The organism is Microcoleus sp. FACHB-68 (genome assembly GCF_014695715.1).
Lineage (GTDB): Bacteria > Cyanobacteriota > Cyanobacteriia > Cyanobacteriales > Oscillatoriaceae > FACHB-68.
On the sequence record NZ_JACJOT010000001.1, the window covers coordinates 328,453 to 345,546 of the forward strand.

General features: G+C 45.4%; 15 protein-coding genes. 8 read left to right on the forward strand and 7 right to left on the reverse strand.

The annotated features are described in order from the left end of the window. Positions 1-61 precede the first annotated feature (61 nt). From H6F73_RS01275 to H6F73_RS01300, 6 genes are all read right to left on the reverse strand, one after another. On the reverse strand, positions 62-334 hold the full coding sequence (locus tag H6F73_RS01275; RefSeq protein ID WP_147683968.1) for a Mo-dependent nitrogenase C-terminal domain-containing protein: 273 nt from the start codon (positions 332-334) through the stop codon (positions 62-64). A gap of 157 nt (positions 335-491) precedes the next feature. Continuing rightward, positions 492-677, reverse strand: coding sequence for a hypothetical protein (locus tag H6F73_RS01280; RefSeq protein ID WP_190757010.1), 186 nt, complete (start codon positions 675-677; stop codon positions 492-494). Between the two features lie 67 nt (positions 678-744). Next, positions 745-1,629: a DUF1963 domain-containing protein gene (locus tag H6F73_RS01285; protein ID WP_190757011.1), complete on the reverse strand. Its 885-nt coding sequence runs from the start codon at positions 1,627-1,629 to the stop codon at positions 745-747. A gap of 233 nt (positions 1,630-1,862) precedes the next feature. Continuing rightward, positions 1,863-2,147 (reverse strand): cupin domain-containing protein, encoded by a 285-nt coding sequence (locus H6F73_RS01290; protein ID WP_347239444.1) that lies wholly within the window; start codon positions 2,145-2,147, stop codon positions 1,863-1,865. 58 nt (positions 2,148-2,205) lie between these two features. Further along, the gene (locus H6F73_RS01295) at positions 2,206-2,847 is read right to left on the reverse strand and encodes an S-layer homology domain-containing protein (RefSeq protein ID WP_190757012.1); all 642 of its coding nucleotides are present in this window, start codon (positions 2,845-2,847) and stop codon (positions 2,206-2,208) included. A gap of 477 nt (positions 2,848-3,324) precedes the next feature. Continuing rightward, on the reverse strand, positions 3,325-3,687 hold the full coding sequence (locus H6F73_RS01300) for a Mo-dependent nitrogenase C-terminal domain-containing protein (protein ID WP_190757013.1): 363 nt from the start codon (positions 3,685-3,687) through the stop codon (positions 3,325-3,327). Positions 3,688-4,502: 815 nt separating this feature from the next. Here H6F73_RS01300 and H6F73_RS01305 point away from each other — a divergent pair. Next, complete coding sequence (locus tag H6F73_RS01305) at positions 4,503-5,666, forward strand: carbonate dehydratase (protein ID WP_190757014.1); 1,164 nt, start codon at positions 4,503-4,505, stop codon at positions 5,664-5,666. A 48-nt stretch (positions 5,667-5,714) separates the two neighbouring features. Here H6F73_RS01305 and mfd read toward each other — a convergent pair whose 3' ends face one another. Beyond that, positions 5,715-9,191, reverse strand: a complete 3,477-nt coding sequence (mfd, locus tag H6F73_RS01310) for a transcription-repair coupling factor (protein ID WP_190757015.1) — start codon at positions 9,189-9,191, stop codon at positions 5,715-5,717. 369 nt (positions 9,192-9,560) lie between these two features. Between mfd and H6F73_RS01315 the strand changes: the two genes are divergently transcribed. The 7 genes from H6F73_RS01315 (at position 9,561) to H6F73_RS01345 (ending at position 17,094) form a co-directional block, all read left to right on the forward strand. After that, entirely contained in the window at positions 9,561-10,886 is a 1,326-nt protein-coding gene (locus tag H6F73_RS01315; protein ID WP_190757016.1) for a hemolysin family protein, read from the forward strand. Between the two features lie 39 nt (positions 10,887-10,925). Then, positions 10,926-11,333: a cytidine deaminase gene (gene cdd, locus H6F73_RS01320; RefSeq protein WP_190757017.1), complete on the forward strand. Its 408-nt coding sequence runs from the start codon at positions 10,926-10,928 to the stop codon at positions 11,331-11,333. Between the two features lie 340 nt (positions 11,334-11,673). Beyond that, positions 11,674-12,078, forward strand: a complete 405-nt coding sequence (locus H6F73_RS01325; protein WP_190757018.1) for a type II toxin-antitoxin system RelE/ParE family toxin — start codon at positions 11,674-11,676, stop codon at positions 12,076-12,078. Continuing rightward, positions 12,078-12,830 (forward strand): helix-turn-helix domain-containing protein, encoded by a 753-nt coding sequence (locus H6F73_RS01330; protein ID WP_190757019.1) that lies wholly within the window; start codon positions 12,078-12,080, stop codon positions 12,828-12,830. The genes H6F73_RS01325 and H6F73_RS01330 overlap by 1 nt, the downstream gene beginning before the upstream one ends. Before the next feature lie 59 nt (positions 12,831-12,889). Beyond that, positions 12,890-13,273, forward strand: a complete 384-nt coding sequence (locus tag H6F73_RS01335) for a hypothetical protein (RefSeq protein ID WP_190757020.1) — start codon at positions 12,890-12,892, stop codon at positions 13,271-13,273. After that, positions 13,270-13,860 (forward strand): hypothetical protein, encoded by a 591-nt coding sequence (locus tag H6F73_RS01340; protein WP_190757021.1) that lies wholly within the window; start codon positions 13,270-13,272, stop codon positions 13,858-13,860. The genes H6F73_RS01335 and H6F73_RS01340 overlap by 4 nt, the downstream gene beginning before the upstream one ends. Positions 13,861-13,992: 132 nt before the next feature. Next, positions 13,993-17,094: a CHAT domain-containing protein gene (locus H6F73_RS01345; RefSeq protein WP_190757022.1), complete on the forward strand. Its 3,102-nt coding sequence runs from the start codon at positions 13,993-13,995 to the stop codon at positions 17,092-17,094.

Consider the following 17,094-nt stretch of genomic DNA (forward strand, 5'->3'; position numbering starts at 1 on the left):
TTGGATTTTGTGGTGAGTCTAAAATCTGAAATCTAAAATCTAAAATCAGAGCCATCTGAAATTAAGACCAGACTTGTAAATCAATGCCACACTCATCCACGAGATAACACATCGCCCGAAACCGCAAGCCAACCAGTTGATCGTAGAGGGGATTGAGCTTGCACATCGGCGGAATGTGAAACAGGGTGCGACCCAAGATTTTGATATCTCGCTCGAAGGGACACTGAGCGGGAATCGCTTTATAAATAAACTGAGCGACTTCAGGATTGTGAATCTCCAGATGATCAAGCCATTGACGCACGGGGTGCAGGAGATCGAATCTATGTTGAGTCATAACTTCACCTACCAGTGAGTGGGCTGTCGCTTGTTTCTTTACTGTTCCTATTTACAACGATACAAATTTCAATAAATAGTTTGGTAAAGGAACAAAGAAAAGTCCCGCCGAGATTGTGAAGCTTTGATGAAATCAATTTCTCTTTTGGTAGCCGCCGTCACGATTGCGCCCCTGGTTTTGCGCTGATCATCTTTTGGCAAATTGCTGGAATGGCTGCTGCGGCTGTATTCTTGAGGGTGTGGTACGCAGGATCGTCTAACGCATACAAGTGTGGGTTTTGAACGTCTAAGTCACCCCTGTTGGTTTTGATCAGAAATTGGCCGACAGCTAAGGCGAACGCCATTCGCAATTTTAGGCAAAAAATCAAAATCTTGAATTCTTCTTCCCCTTTCCCTGTATAAAAGCCTAGCTTATCCACAATCCCAATTATACAAAACGCTAGAAAAATCAAGATTTCTCAAGGCTGATTCTTGGATAAAAAAGTTGCATCTACCCACATCTCCCCATATGATCTGAATTGAGTCTGTGGTCTTACCTTCGGAGTCAATTTGTAACAGGAGAATATACTGATCTGCTTCTTCTGCTAAGAGTTCTCTGGGGTCGTTTTGACTAAAGAAAGGATAACCTCCTAGCCGATGCCCCTTTTCAAATCTATTGTGATATTCTTCCCATAACAAGCAGCCATTATTTTCACAGTCATTCTCTTCACAGAAATTCTCTTCACAGGCTTCCCATATCTCTTCTCCGATTAATTTGTCGAATTTAAAATCGGCAGTTGTAATTGGAGAATATTTTAATTTGAAAGTTAAAGCAAAGCAATCTTTTTTATCTGGTGGCGATGACCGAGATATCCTGAAAGGATTATGGTTTCTAGCCCAAAAAGTTGGTAAGAAACTGAAGTCTGTGAGTAGGTGATCCTCGTTCAAGTCAGGTTCGGGAAAATAAAGCACGCGAAACCCTGTCTGAATTGTCGGGTTTTCAAAATCACAACCGAAGCCGTCTCCTCGCTCAGAAATATAAAATTGGAGAATTCCCTTTTCTGGAAATCCTTCTAAGTGAGGAACCTTTTCAAAATTAATTTGGGCAAGGAGGTAGAGATATTCACCCTCTGGAGTTTTGGGATAATCAAAGTTTTTGGGCAAGTAGGGAAATCCAGCAAATTTACTTTGCCAAGGATTCACTTCTCTTGTCACGTGAGTTTGAATTTCAATATAGGGCTTGATAGTTGCTTCAAATTGACTTCTAAATCTTTCTAAACCAAGAGGAAGTTCAAAATTTTTCATTTCTGCACTCACTTGGAAGATTTTCTAAATTGATAAGATAATTGTAAATTACTGAGATGCTGTAGTCTAGGAGTAGATACTATTTCCACTCACAGAATAATTCTCAAGGAAGTGTCTGGTGAAGCGAAAGATTGCGCCTCTCCCTGTGAATTACTATAACAGTACAGAAGTTTTAAAGCACTCAACCGGCACTGCCTACTATTGTTTTTAGCAGAGGCCGGCAGAGTGCTAAATTTTAAAGCAAATTATCCAAATTGATAATGCTTTTTCACATCTTTGCGAATGTTCCAAGTGCAAGACATCCCAGCCGGAAATGTGACTAAATCTCCTTTGCCCATTTGAACCGGCTCACCTCCTGCCGGCGTCACCACCACATCTCCTTCTAAGAAGTAACAAGTTTCCGCCTCGTCATACATCCAGGGAAACTCAGAGACTTCTTTCGTCCAAATTCCCCAACTAAAAACACCCAGCCGGTTGAGGTGTTCTTCACTGGGTTGACGATCAACTTTAATTTCCATCGTCTGGTTCACTTCCACTGCCTCCTTTACGGATCTTTCCTAGGAAGAATATCACCCCACCGGCACCATTTTAACTCTCTGCGCTGGGAACAGAAGCCGGTCTTTGTTGCCGTTCCAAATATTGGCTTAATGCGTAAGCCATATCCGCCCGTGTCATCGGATTTAAAGGATTGATGCGGTTAGTTGCCGCATCAGTATTTACAAATCCCTCATACAAAGCTGTCGCCATCGATTTTTTTGCCCAAGCCGGTATCGTTGCGGAATCCGGATATTTATCCATAATCGCGGCAACGTTTTCATCGGGAAACTGAAAGACGCCATGAGCTTGCGCGAAAATTGCAAAGGCTTCTGCCCGACTCACTCTTTGGTTGGGAAAAAACATTCCATCCCGATAGCCGTTCATAATGCCGGTTTTTAAAACAACTTGAATATCGTTAGATGCCCAGTGAGAAGAGGGAACATCAGGAACTTCCAACACTGTTTCTTTTTGTGCGGAAGCGCGTTTATCCAGCTTAAAGGTTTTTACCAAAATCGTTGCGAGTTCGGCGCGGCTTAAAGGTTTTTCTGGGTAAAAGTTTCCATCTTGAAAGTTAGTCATTAACCCAGCCGCCACAACTTGCTGGATGGGATCGAGTGTTTCTTGAGCTTGAGCGATAGCCGGCAAGAATTGCAACAGCATTGTAACTGAGAGAAGGCTAGCAAACCGTTTCATGATTGAAATCACTCCAAAAGGTTAAGGCTAATTATCGATTGATTCTCTATATTTGAGGAGAATCGCTTTTAAGAAGTTCCCATATCAGAAGAGGGTTTATGGCAGAAGTAAAGTAGGGTGATGTGATTCACTTCCTTTGCCACGATTGTATCTTGACTTCCCTTATTTTGAAGTCATGCTTTTGGATCACCCATTTGGGTGAAATATGATTGCTAGTAGAAATTCTTGACAGTGAAGCGCGTTGCCTGTTTTGAGCGATTCTGGAGCCAGCCGCGCGGTGATTTATACTTTTAGAGCCTTCTCGTCGTAAAGACTCTATCGATTGTTATGCCGGCACTCCCGCTTTTCCCCAATGGACTATTTAGCTGTGTAACGGGCGAAAAGAAAGTGCAAATGTTTTGGGATGCCGGCGATCCTTAATGAGTTGAGCTGTTGCAACAGTTTTTGGTTTTGAGATCACGGTTTTGTTCTGTAGTTTCAGGCGCAAGATTGAATATCTACACCGCACTCATCAACTAAATAGCACAAAGCGCGAAAACGCAAACCAACCAATTGATCGTACAGGGGATTGAGCTTGCACAATGGAGGAATATGCCCAACTTTACGGCCAAATAACTTGATATCTCGCTCAAAGGGACACTGCGCCGGAATCGCTTTATACAGAAATTTAGCAAGTTCAGGATCGCGAATTTCCCATTGATCAAGCCGCTGACGCACGGGTTGCAGCAGATCGATTTTGAGTTTGGAAAGTTTTGCGCGTTTGGCCGCTTTTAAGCGTTTTCCAGCTCCCTTTAAACTAGAGAAAGAGGCTGAGGGAGAGTTTGTCCAGATGGTGCCCATAGTTTCACCTAATCGGTTTTATGGATTTAGCTTAATGTTCTGTAACATTCCTCTTTATCATGACACACCCGCCAATAGATTGTTCCTAAAACTAATGCAGAAAAATCCGAACCTTTTAATAAATTTAGGTTATTGCACCGTAAGACGAGCCACAGCATGAGCTGTGTCAGTCAAGCGAGAAAACTTGGCAAACTCAGCCATTATTTTGCATATAGATTGTGCCAAAAATCAGTTGGATTTTCCGATCAAGGCAATTGATTAGAATTTGTGAGCCGAGCTTAAAGGAGTCGTTATCAAACTTGGCTGCTGCGTCGGGAGCATAGAAGTAAGCTTTATATCTTATATAAAACGTTTTGTCCTAAAAACAGAAGTACCTAGAGTCGGATTTTTTGAAAGTGCAGCTATTAATAGTACACCCTAAGATTGACTTGCCTTGAAGCCTAAAAATATTTAAGTTATAATATAATTAGTATCAATTCATAAATTTAAAGTGTAATTTTTGCTACCAATCGAAATCGTCTCAATCACTTCAAAGGTGACAAAGAGGTTTGGAGGTTATTTCTTAGTGCTTAGAAGTGCCGGCGAAATAACAACGGATACCTAACCCAGTGTAGAGACACGAGCGAATGACCTGAACGTTATAGAATTTTGATCGGCAGTAAACCAAATTAAACGTTAAACACCGGCGCTAGAGGGCAACACCGGCATCTAGCTCGCGCCGGCAAGCAGCGTTTTTTACCCTCACCGGCTGGAGCACTTGTCAGCCGGTTTTGTTATGACTGCAACTTTCTTAAAATAGTGTGCGGCAGTTTATTATGGCCAATAAATCCAGAAAGCAGTGGAAAGTCCCTCTGCTCCTCGTTTTCCTCTTGAGCGCTCTGACTTTCGGGGCAGTTACAATCGCGATCTCAGAAAATGAGCTAGTTAGTTTGTTAAATCCTCTGAAGGTTGTGGTCAACTCTAGCTACATCAGTCCCCTAGTAGAGCTATTTGGTGATGTCTCGGTAGGCAAAAAAGTTTTTATTGCTAGCAATACTATTTTACGGGCAGATCCCGACAGCCGAATTTGTATTGGAAACGAAACCAACTTCCAAGACAATATCCATTTCGTGGCACGACAGGATAGCCCAGCCCCCAAGACAGAGTGTGGTGCGTCATCCAGCAGCACCGGCACACGAGTCAGCATCGCACACCAAGCCAGCATCAAGAACTCAAAAATCGGTAACTTCACCTTTATAGGTTTCCACGCCCGCCTCAACAATGTTGTTTTAGAAGATGGTGCCTTTGTGCTGCACGGTGCAACCGTTTCCAATGTGCGGATCGGCAAAGATCGGATCGTACCAATTGGGGCAGTCATCACGACTCAGCAACAAGCAGACGCCTTAGCCTTGAAGACTGAAGATAACTCGCAATTCCAAAACGAGGTGCTGGAAGTCAATGAGGAGTTTGCCGAACACTATAGCGAACTGTATAACGAACAAGGATATCAAGCAGTGACAGGTGCCAGTATCGCACCCAAGACTTCTTGGAATCCTACCCCCGTTAGCCCCACCCTTGGCGATAATGTGCAGCTTGATGAGTTTGTTCGCCTGGTTGGAGATGTGCGCTTGGGCAGTAACAGCATTGTCGGAGAGCGAACTTCAATTCGCGCCGATGAAGGTTCTCCCATTATTATTGGCAACAATGCTGAAATAGAAGATCGGGTGACGTTCCACGCGCTCAAAGGGACGAGCATCCGCATCGGTAACAATCTCGATACCGATGATAATATTGTCTTTCACGGGCCGCTGGAAGTGGGTGATAACCTGACGATTGGCGATGATGCCGTGCTGTTTAAGTCTACCGTGGGAAACCGTGTGACGATTGGGACGGGGGCTGTTGTGGTTGGCGTGAAACTGCGCGACGGGGCGCAAGTGCCAGAGAAAGCGATTATTACAACCCAGAAGCAAGCAGACGCCTTGAAAGTGGCAAAAAGTTGAAGGCAAAGGTTGAAGCCGGCAAAAAAACTGCCGCTTCAACCTCAAGATTTAAACCAATGCCGGTTCTGGCAGCGCCCCCTGCATTCTGCCCAACCAATCGATCAAGTGTTCCAGTTGCTTATCGGCATTTAAAATACCCAAGCCTCGAACCGTCACTTTACCGGCACTGTAAACAAATCGTGACTGCAAATGTTCTGGCAAATTCGCCTTGAGTAAATTCCAAGCCGGTTCCTCCATAGGCGTTTCCAAAACAACGTGCTGAGATCCTTCCGGTTTAATCCGAGAAAAGCCCAGCTTTTTGGCACACTGTTTCAGTTCCACCACCCGCACCAACTGCTCTGCAGCGCGTGGCATGGCACCATAGCGATCTCGCCAATCTGCCTCAATTTGCTTTAACTCCTGCTTCGAGCCGGCAGACGCCACAGCCCGGTAAGCACTCATCTTCTGATCCAAATCCGGGATATAATCAGCCGGGATAAACGCAGTCAAGTGCAGATCGATTTGCGTATCGTCCACCTGCGGGATTTCTTGACCGCGAATTTCGCGAATCGCCTCTTCCAGCATTTCCATATACAGATCAAAGCCGATCACATCCATCTGCCCAGATTGTTCTGCACCCAAGAGATTGCCAACGCCTCGAATTTCCATATCCCGCATTGCCAACTGATAGCCAGAACCCAACTGAGTGAACTCTTGAATCGCTCTCAAACGCTGCCGCGCATTATCCGTAAGTTGACTTTGTTTGCGATAGAACAACCAGGCATGAGCTTGAATGCCGGCACGCCCCACCCGTCCTCGCAACTGGTACAACTGCGCCAAACCAAACTTCTGAGCATCTTCGATCAGAATCGTATTCACGCGGGGAATATCTAAACCCGATTCAATAATGGTTGTACAGAGCAAAATATCCGCCTCGCCGGCACTAAACGCCAGCATCGTCGCTTCCAACTCCGACTCATCCAACTGCCCATGTGCGATCGCAATCCGGCTTCCCGGCAGCATTTCCCGCAACTGGCCGGCAACCTCTTCAATGCCATCCACACGCGGCACCACATAAAACACCTGACCCCCGCGATCCAACTCCTGACGAATCGCAGTTCGCACCGTTTCCCCATCATAAGGGGCTAAATGGGTTTGAATTGGACGCCTAGATGCCGGCGGCGTTGTAATCAAACTCATCTCCCGAATTCCCGACAGTGACATATATAATGTGCGGGGAATCGGCGTAGCACTAAGCGTCAGCACATCCACTTGCGTTTTCAGGGATTTAATTTTTTCCTTCTGATTCACCCCAAAACGCTGTTCCTCATCCACCACCATCAGCCCCAAATCCTTGAAGCTGACACCCTTGCTTAAAATTGCCTGAGTGCCGACAACCACATCAAGTTCGCCCGTTGCCAGCCGGCGCTGAATTTCGCGGCGTTCCTCAGCACTACGGAAGCGATTGAGTAAGCCAATATGAATCGGGTAAGGGGCAAACCGTTCTTTCAGGGTGTGATAGTGCTGCTGCGTCAGAATCGTTGTCGGTGCCAGGAGGGCGACTTGTTTGCCGGCAGTCACGGCTTTAAAAATCGCTCGGATCGCCACCTCTGTTTTCCCAAACCCGACATCACCACACACTAAGCGATCCATCGGGCGAGCGCTTTCCATATCCCGCTTTACATCTTGAGTCGCTTTTAACTGATCCGTTGTGGGTTGATAGGGAAAAGAATCTTCTAATTCTTGCTGCCAAGGCATATCCGGCGGGTAAGCGGTTCCCTGCTGCTGCGATCGCTTGGCATAGAGATTGAGCAAGTCAACCGCCAGCTTTTTAACAGTTTTGCGAACTTTGTTTTTCGTTGATTCCCACGCTTTGCCGGTTAATTTGTTGAGTTCCGGTGCTCTACCGTCAGCAGTGCGATAGCGCGACAGGGAACCCAACTGATCGGCGGCAACTCTCAGCAAGCCGTCTGCATACTTCACCACCAAATACTCGCGGGTGTCTTTGTTAATGCTGAGACTTTCTAGCTTGAGGAATTTGCCGACGCCGTGATGCCGGTGAACCACATAATCGCCGGGACTGAGCTTGTTGGGATCGACTTGCTTGGATGTGGCACGCCGGCGCTTACGAACATAGCTGGGCGTCGCTAAAGAATGCTGGCCGAAAAACTCACGATCGGTAACAACAACCAAGCGGAACGTTGGTAAAACAAACCCTTCGAGTTCTGCAAGTCCACTGTATTTCAGCGCCACCGGCGTGTGCGAGATCGCTAACTTATCAATCGCGGGATAGTCGCGGGGATTGGGGACAAACTGGGCAGGACAGTCGTGCTCTTGCAGCAGAGAAACTGAGCGCGAAGGCTGTGCGGAGACGAGGAACACGGTAAAGCCACGATCTCGCTCTTGCCGCACAATTTCGGCGATTTTTGCAAATTGGTGCGGCGTGACAGGAACAGGCCGGCTGGCCAAGTTGAGCGCGGATTGCTGACTGGCTGAGGTTTCTGCGAGTTCCGATAAAGTTAAATACTCAAAGCTGCCGGCGGCTGCCAGGGAATCTGTAAAAGAGCGGTGAATTTTGGGCAGCGATAGGGGTGCGCCTACGGTTTGCCAGTGTTCTTCGACGTGCTCATACCAGCGATCACCGTGCGCTTGACACTGTTCTGGCTCATCAATTGCAACTAAAGTATTTTCAGGTAAATAGTCGAGGAGGGATGCCGGCGCATCAAATGCCATACCTAAGAGCCGGCGAACCCCTTCTAAGGGTTTTGAATTTTTCGATTGCCCGTTTGATTCCTCCAATTCTAAATCTACGCTGGAAAATTTAAAATTGCTGGGCAGCGCTTCAATAACAATGGGCGCAAAATCCGTGGGAGTGAGTACCAGCCGGTCAACTTTATCGAGTGATCGCTGGGTTGCGGGGTCAAACTCTCGCAGATCCTCTAAGTCGTCGCCAAACCAATCCAAGCGCACCGGCAATTCAGCGGCAACCGGAAAAATGTCAATAATATCGCCGCGCCGGCTCCACTGTCCCTCTGTTTCCACCTGGGGAACCCGTTCATAGCCCAACTGCGCTAGCTTCTCGCTGAAGGTGGCTAAATCCCATGTCATGCCTCTATTCAGGGTGAGGCAGTAGGGTTTAAACGTCTCAACAGGGGGTAAATGAGGTTGCAGTGCCCGTTCTGTGGCGACAATGGCTAAATTTTTTTCTCCCTGCACCAAATCTGCGAGTACCTGCAATTGTCCCCAAGTTGTCTCGGATTCAGGGTCAAATGGTTCGTAAGGCGATGCTTCCGAGGTGGGGTAAAAATGCACAGTTTGCCAGCCCATTGCTTCGATCTGGGCAGCCCAGCGACCGGCTTCTTCTAAGGTTGCTGCCACAACCAACAAATTGCGCCCTTCTTGCTGTGCCAAGGCTGAAGCCACCATGCCTTTGGGCAAGCGAGGGAAGCCATTGAGGGCAAGGGAACGCTGCCGGTGCAGTTTGTTCAGCAGTTCTGTACTTAGCTGGGTTCGCCCAAGGGCACGAATAATAGAAGAGAAAGCCATAGTCTCGATTTTACAGTTTAGATTCTAGATGAAGAGAATTGTTGAGATCCTTGATAGCGCTGGGTTTTAGCTTTTTAAGTTTTGCTTTTTACCCCGAATCAATCGGATATTAAAGCAGTTGTGCAATCGTTTTGCGGGTAAGGGACAAGACAGCAGGCGTGTATTTGCCTACTTTCCTCATTTTAGAAGCCGGTTCGCAGCTCAACAGAGGTTGTGGCATATTTACTGTTGGGCACAAGATGCTAATTTAGTTGCAAGCTCAGAAGTCAGAAGTCTGGAGACTGAAAAGTAACGAGTAAACAGTGAAATTAAAGACCGGCTCTACACTCTTCACGTCAAACTAGCCCCTAACCCCCAGCACTTTTCGCAATGTCCTCAACCATTGAAATTCTGATTATTCTCCTGCTAATTTTGGCAAATGGCCTGTTTGTTATGTCAGAGATGGCCATCGTCTCTTCCCGCAAAGCGCGATTGCAACAAATAGCCAACCAAGGTGATATTAAGGCCCGTACAGCGCTAGACCTGGCAAATGCCCCGAATCAGTTTTTGCCAACTGTTCAGGTGGGGATCACATTGCTGGCAATCGTCTCCGGTGCCTACGGTGAAACGACATTTTCTAAAATACTCAGGCCGCTGCTCAGTCAGGTTCCCTTCCTGAATCCATACAGGGAATTGCTCGCTACCCTAATTTCAGTGTTGATCATCACCTATCTGACGCTGATTATTGGTGAACTCGTGCCTAAGCGATTGGCACTGAATAACCCGGAACCACTGGCTGCTGCCGTCGCCATTCCGATGCGGATGTTGGCTAGATTAGCCTCTCCCATTGTGTTTCTGTTAAGCGCTTCTACCGATATTGTGGTGCGGATGTTGGGCATCAGACCCTCTACAGAGCCACAAGTGACAGAGGAAGAGATCAAAGTTTTGATTGAGCAAGGCACTGAGGCGGGAACGTTTGAGGAAGCGGAACAAGACATGGTGGAACGGGTGTTTCGCCTGGGGGATCGCCCTGTCAGTGCGCTGATGACGCCGCGCCCAGAAATTGTCTGGCTTAACCTTGAAGACTCGGCTGAAGCAAACCGGCAAAAGATGATCCACAGCAACCATTCTCGGCTTCTGGTGTGTCAGAGCGAGCTTGACAATGTGCTGGGTGTTGTGCAAGTGACGGATTTATTATCTCGTTGTTTGGCCGGGGAACCACTCGATTTGACCATGCTGTTGCGCCGGCCTTTATTTGTCCCAGAAAGCACGCGAGGATTGAAAGTTCTAGAGTTATTCAAGCAAACGGCCACTCACATCGTGCTGGTTGTAGATGAATACGGCATTATCCAGGGATTAGTGACGATTAATGACATTTTAATAGAGATTGTTGGGGATATTCCCTCTATTGATGAGTCGGATGATCCGCAAATTGTGCAACGTGAGGATGGTTCTTGGTTGCTGGATGGGATGTTATCGGTGGATGAGTTTTTTGAACTATTTGGAATTGAGGATGTTCGGGAAGAGAAGGATGAAAATTATAACACAATGGGGGGGTTTGTAATTACGCAGTTGGGGCGTATTCCCAATTCTGCTGATCATTTTGTGTGGCATAATCTACGGGTTGAAGTGGTGGATATGGATGGCAACCGCGTTGATAAGGTGCTGGTGATGCCGGTGCCGGCAGGATCGCCTGAGCGCAAAAGCAGTGATTGAGATTTTGGAGATTAGGAAATATTTGTTAATAACAGGAAGATGATGGCTTCTAGTCTTTCGGATGAAGATCGTTCTCGACTTTTACCGGCAGCGTTGGAGGCGGTTAAACAGGCTTATGCTCCTTATTCTCAGTTTAAGGTTGGGGCGGCGGTTCTGACAAAAAAGGGGAATTTGTTTGCCGGCTGCAATGTTGAAAATGCTTCTTATGGTTTAACGATTTGTGCGGAACGAGTGGCGATTTGTTCAGCAGTGGCGGCGGAAGGTGAGGCAATGGAAATTCAGGCAATTGCTGTGGTTAATGAACAAAAGGTGCCTTGCTCTCCTTGTGGTGCGTGCCGGCAATTTATTTTTGAGTTTGGGGCAGATGCACTTGTCATTTTTCAAGGACGGGAAGGTTTCACAGAAATGCCGGCAGCCGAGTTGTTGCCTGATGGATTTCGATTGTGATGAGGGGGGCAAGAGGCTAATCGCCTAGAAAAACATTCAAAACTAATTAACTCCACAACAAAAGCCGGTTGCAATGTGCCGGCTCCCCAAATCTATATAAAAAATAAACGGGTTTGCGCCTTGTGGGGTGCCTGCCGATTGATGCCTCAGCCACCGTGAGAGCTAGGATTGAAAATTAATTGCTTCCACCGGCTAAGGATACTCCATAACACAAGTTTTGCTACCTTGCCTTAACTTGCAAGCAGAATACTGGAGATATGGTTGGCACAGCCTTACATTCTTTTGAGAGAATATTTTTATTGACATTCCTCAGCAGGAATATTATCGTAAGAGGTAAGACATGGTGTGGACTTGGGAGCTGTATCAGGATGCTGGCGGGGAAGTCCCCAAGGAATTACTAGCTTTTTTCATCAGAATGATGCCAGAGGAGGAACTACCAAGCGCCGCGCCGTCGCCAGTGCTAACCCCGGCAGAAACTAAGCGGCTCCAAGTCAATCTCGGATACCTGTGTTCCAAAGGTTTAGCGTCTCTAACTAGCGACATCTTCGAGAAATTAGAGGATGACCTGTACGAGTTCCGCATGACCAAGAGCGAACATAACCCTCGGTTCATCCTGACTCCTGTGACTCCCCAGCGATTTGTAGTGCTGCACGCTTTTATGAAGAAATACGACGGTGCCATCAAAGATAAAGACAAAGAACCAGCGAGACAAAGACTCCGCGAACTGAAGGCGCGAGAAAGCTAATGAAAAAGCAGTACAACTTTCAAAACTGGCTCCAAACAAAGGTAAGCGATGACTCAGAAGTAGTTTTGGCTGGTAAGTTAGAGTATCTGCGGCTTTACCTGACTGACGCGATGCGGGAGTTACGCACCAAAGCAGGACTCACTCAAGCACAGTTAGCCGAAAAGTTGGGAGTACAACAAGCAGCCGTGTCCAAGCTGGAGTCGGCACTTAAAAACCACGAGTTAGAGTCGGTACTGAACTATTTGCATAAATTGGATGCAGACTTGCTGGTGGCTGTCAAGCAGGAAGATGAACTTTATCAGGTCAGCGACAATTCTGGGATGGTGCTGGTAGACGTACCCATTAAAGTCCAAGAACTGGCTGCCTCAAAAGGGATGAGTCTGCGCGATTATGTTCAGACAGCGATAAGGCGCTTCTCCCCGCAGGGTAGAACGGTTAGAGAATCACTGACAACTTTTTTGGAAAGTGATGACCCGGTTGCTGTGCAGGTACGGGAGAGGCTGAAAGCTAAATCGCCAGAAGAAATTGCGATTGAGTTGGAAAAATGCCTCAGTATTTCCGATGAAGAAGACCGGACTTTTGCCGTAAAAAATGCTTTAGCGGGAGGAATTATAAGTGGAGACAATAACCGCGATGCTAGTAATAGAAACGATGAAATCGAATTACTGGATTTAGCCGAAAGTCTGATAGAAAAATTAGCCTCTATTTTAGATGGTTTTTTAGGCAATTTTGCTAGCAGTGGGGAAGTTTAAGCAAGAAAAGCTCCCTAAAAACTATATAGACAGAGGAGATTAAGAAAGGTAAAAGTCAATTGATTATTGATGAATTTAAGCGAAAAGCGGTTGTTCAAGCGATTGAAAAAATCAGAGATAAAATCATTTGGAAACCTGAGAAAGCAGACTTTCATTTGGTCAAAAGGATTCGCTTAGGCCATTTAACAGATGATGCTACCCTTGAACAATATAATGCGCTCATCACTTTTGTAGTTACTAATCTTGATGCCAATGTTTATCTCTATGTTTATGGAGAAACGATTTATCCCACACTGGTAGCCATTGTGGAGGATAAACTATGGCTAGTGATGATTAGCTTGGATGGGGTTTTAGAAACTGCCTTTCCTCCTGATGACCCCGAAGGCTATCTAGCTAATTCAGCGTTTGTCTATCTAGGTTCAGCAAAGGAGTTAGAGCTATGAATCCTCTCTTAAAAAACTATTGCGTGAGTGTTGAGTTTCCTGATGTTAGTGGTGCGGAGCATTTAGAGATGCTGCAAATGCGTGATCGCGTCACAGAAATTGAATCTCAACTCACTCATGAAGAAAAAACTTTCCTGTCAAAAGCAGACCGCCAATTAGTTGAGAAAGCCAAGGATTTTTATCAGGAATTATCGCGCTTTGTCAATTTAACAGAGAGACGAAAAGCTCAAGTAATTCCTCCTCAACGTTGGTGGTGGTATTTAGATGCAATCCAGGCTGTGAAGGGATTTTTGGCAAGCGATTATCCAGCCGCTGTGTGGGTAAGAGAAAGTCATAGCCCTTTAGCCGTTAGAGTGCAACAGCAACTAGAAACTGAGGGATTGCCTCAGACTGTTGCATATTTGGAAAAATGCTTTAATATTACCGATGAATATGACAGGCTCAGTGCTGCACAAAATATTTTAGCTGGTGGCGTGACTGCTACCAATAATAATCGTGATTCAAGTAGCAATAATGATGCAATAGAGTTACTAGATTTAGCAGAAAGCTTGTTAGAGAAATTAGAAGAGTTTTATCAATTACCATGATTTTAGTATTTTGTTAATCTCAAGTTAAGGGTTAATCACATTTTTCGATTCAATGAAAATTTATCTATTAGGGAAAGCCACACAACTACCTATATTTTCTTTAAATTTGTATAAATAAAGAACTCAAAATTTATGGCAAAAGGATTTGGCAAAATTTCATCAAACAAACGTGAAAAAAGCAAAAAAAATAATCTCTATTTTCTCCTAAATATTTTACAAGAATTTGTAGATAGCGATAGCGACTGGCAAGTTTTAGAGAAGCTATTGCGAGAGAACTTAGACAAGCTGAAAAATGAAGAATTGGCTCAAGACTTACAACGCTGGACAATGAGTAAGTTGTTTAAAGCAACCTCCATAGAAGCAAAAGCCATTGCGAGTAGTCTCAATGATTTCAGTAGATTTATTCAAAATTTTCCACTAGGGGATGTAGCTAATAATATTGAGATAGCTATTGCAGGCTACAAGGTTGTCGAGACTGTTGCTACTCGCGATGCCTTCCCAGAAGCCTGGGCTAGTGTACAAAACAATTTAGGTATTGCATACAGCGATCGGATTCGGGGCGCTCGATCTGATAACTTGGATGCAGCGATCAAGTTTTTTGAAGCAGCTTTACAAGTTCATACTCGCAGTGCTTTTTCAGAGGAATGGGCAAAAATTCAGGCCAATCTAGGAAGTGCTTACCGTTTTAAGATTCGGGGAGACAGGGCAGAAAATCTAGAAAAAGCGATTATTTTTTACACAAATGCCTTACAAGTTTATAGCGATGAAAAGTTTCCTCAAGAATGGGCAGATGCCCAAACTAATTTAGGCGCTACATATATTGATAGAATAAAAGAGGATCGCGAATACAACCTGGAAAAGGCTATTATTCACTGTGAAAATGCCTTGAAAGTTAATACGCGTGAAAAGTTTCCAAAGGATTGGGCAGATACCCAATCGAATTTAGGGCTTGCCTATAGTGAGCTGATGCGAGGAAGCGAAAAAGAGAACTTAGAGACAGCGATCAAGGCGTATGAAGCAGCGTTGCAAATTCATACTTACGAGGAATCTCCTGCAAGATGGGCTGCGCTACAAAACTTTTTGGGGATTGCTTACTTTAAATGCACTCATGGCGACCAAGCTGAAAACATGAAATTCGCGGTTGCAGCATTCCAGTTAGCCTTAAAAGTTTTTACCTATCGTAATTTTCCTAAAGAATGGGCAGATACCCACACGAATCTTGGTGCTGCATATTTCAGCTCGATGAAAGATAACTGGGGGCAGAATCTGGAAGCAGCAGTTGAAGCATTCAAGTTATCCTTGAAAATCTACAGACGCGAAGCGTTTCCCGAACAATGGGCTAGTGCTCAAAACAACTTGGGCTTTGCCTACAAGAACCAAGGTAAGGTTGTCAAGGCAATCAGGTGTTTTCAACTAGCATTAGAAATTTTCAAACCTGCTGCCTTTCCGAAGAAGAGCTTCAAAACAGCAAGCACTTTGGGCGACATATACTTAGCTGAAGGGCAGTGGACTGAAGCAATTGAAACTTATAGCATCGCTATTGAGGCCATAGAAACCAGCCGCTCTTGGGCCAGCACCGATGCTCGTAGACAAGAAATTATGGGAGAAGCCTTTAATGTCTATGCAAGTATGGTGCAAGTCTGCATTCAAGCTGGTCAACTAAATAGAGCGGTTGAAACTGTTGAGCGTTCGCGCTCCAAACGCCTCGTAGATTTGATGGCAAGTAATGACCTTTACTCTGGGGGCAATATTCTTCCAAACGTTAAAGAATTATTGCAGCAACATGAAAGCTTACAAAATCAAATTGACTCAGAACGTTCTCATATTGATTCTGACAGGAACCAAGGGTTGATGAAAGCGGGAGGTCTCATCCAAAATCGTCCTGCTTTTCAAGCTTACAATGAGGCGATTGCCACCCTAGAATTCCAAAAGCAGCAAGTCTTTGAACAAATCAGGCGGTTAGATCCTGTACTTGCTGGCGAAATTCAAGTTAGCGCCCCAAGTTTAGCCCAGATGCAGCAGCTCATTGATCAACCTACCACCGCTATCGTGAGTTTCTACACAACGACCAACAACACTTATATCTTCGTCCTGCGGCAAAATCAGTCACCTCCCTATCTTCATACCTGTGCAGTAGAAGGAATAGAAACATTGCAAAACTGGATTTATGAAAACTGGTTACAACCATACCTTAACGATGGAGAGACTTGGCAGTCTCAGGTTAGTGATTTCTTAAGTGATCTCGCTCAACGGTTGCAAATTGATCACCTGATTGACCACTATCTCCAAGGCATTGAAGAACTAATTTTAGTCCCTCACTTGCTGTTGCACCAAATTCCTCTTGCAGCTTTGCCTATTCAAGACACTGAACACTCGTATCTGGGTGATAAATTCCTAATTCGCTATGTCCCCAGTTGTCAAGTTTTAGAATTCTGCCAAGACCGCGAAAATCGACATCCAATCGGAGATTTTTTCAACTACGGTATCGTTGCAGATGCCACAGAAGACCTACCCTGTGCCAGTTTTGAAGCAGAGCAAATTGCTTATCTGTTCAATATCCCTGAAAGTCAGCATTTGAAAGGTCGCAGTCAAGCCACAAAAAGCAACTATCGTCAATTAGCTTCCCAAGTTCAGGTGCTTCATTCCTGCCACCATGCCAAATCTCGTCTTGATAAACCACTAGAATCAATACTGCAACTAGCAGATGAGACGGTGACACTGGGAGAACTGTTTACTCCAGGTTGGCGACTTCCAAAACTATTGGATGTATTTCTTTCCTGCTGTGAGACAGGTTTGGGAGTTCCTGAATCTCTGGCTGATGAGATTCTGACGCTCTCGATGGGCTTTTTGTGTGCTGGGGCAAGAAGCGTTATTAGTACGCTCTGGTCAGTGAATGACTTGGCTACAGCCCTCTTTTCTATTTTTTACTATCAGCATCGGCAAGAAGGTAAAACTCGCCCGGAAGCTTTGCAACAAGCACAGAAAAAATTGCGATCCCTTACCCAAGAAGATATCAGAACACTCTCCCAAATGTTAGAAACCAAGCGCAAAGAGGCTAGAACACAACGCAACCAAAACCTGCCTGAGTCAGCAGACTATTTAAAATGGGATAGTGAATATAAAAAGTACGCCGGAGTGACACTTCAGATTCAGAAATTCAGAAATTCTCCCGACTCTGAACCCTTTTCACATCCCCGCTACTGGGCAGCTTTCACCTGTTCTGGCTTGCGCTGA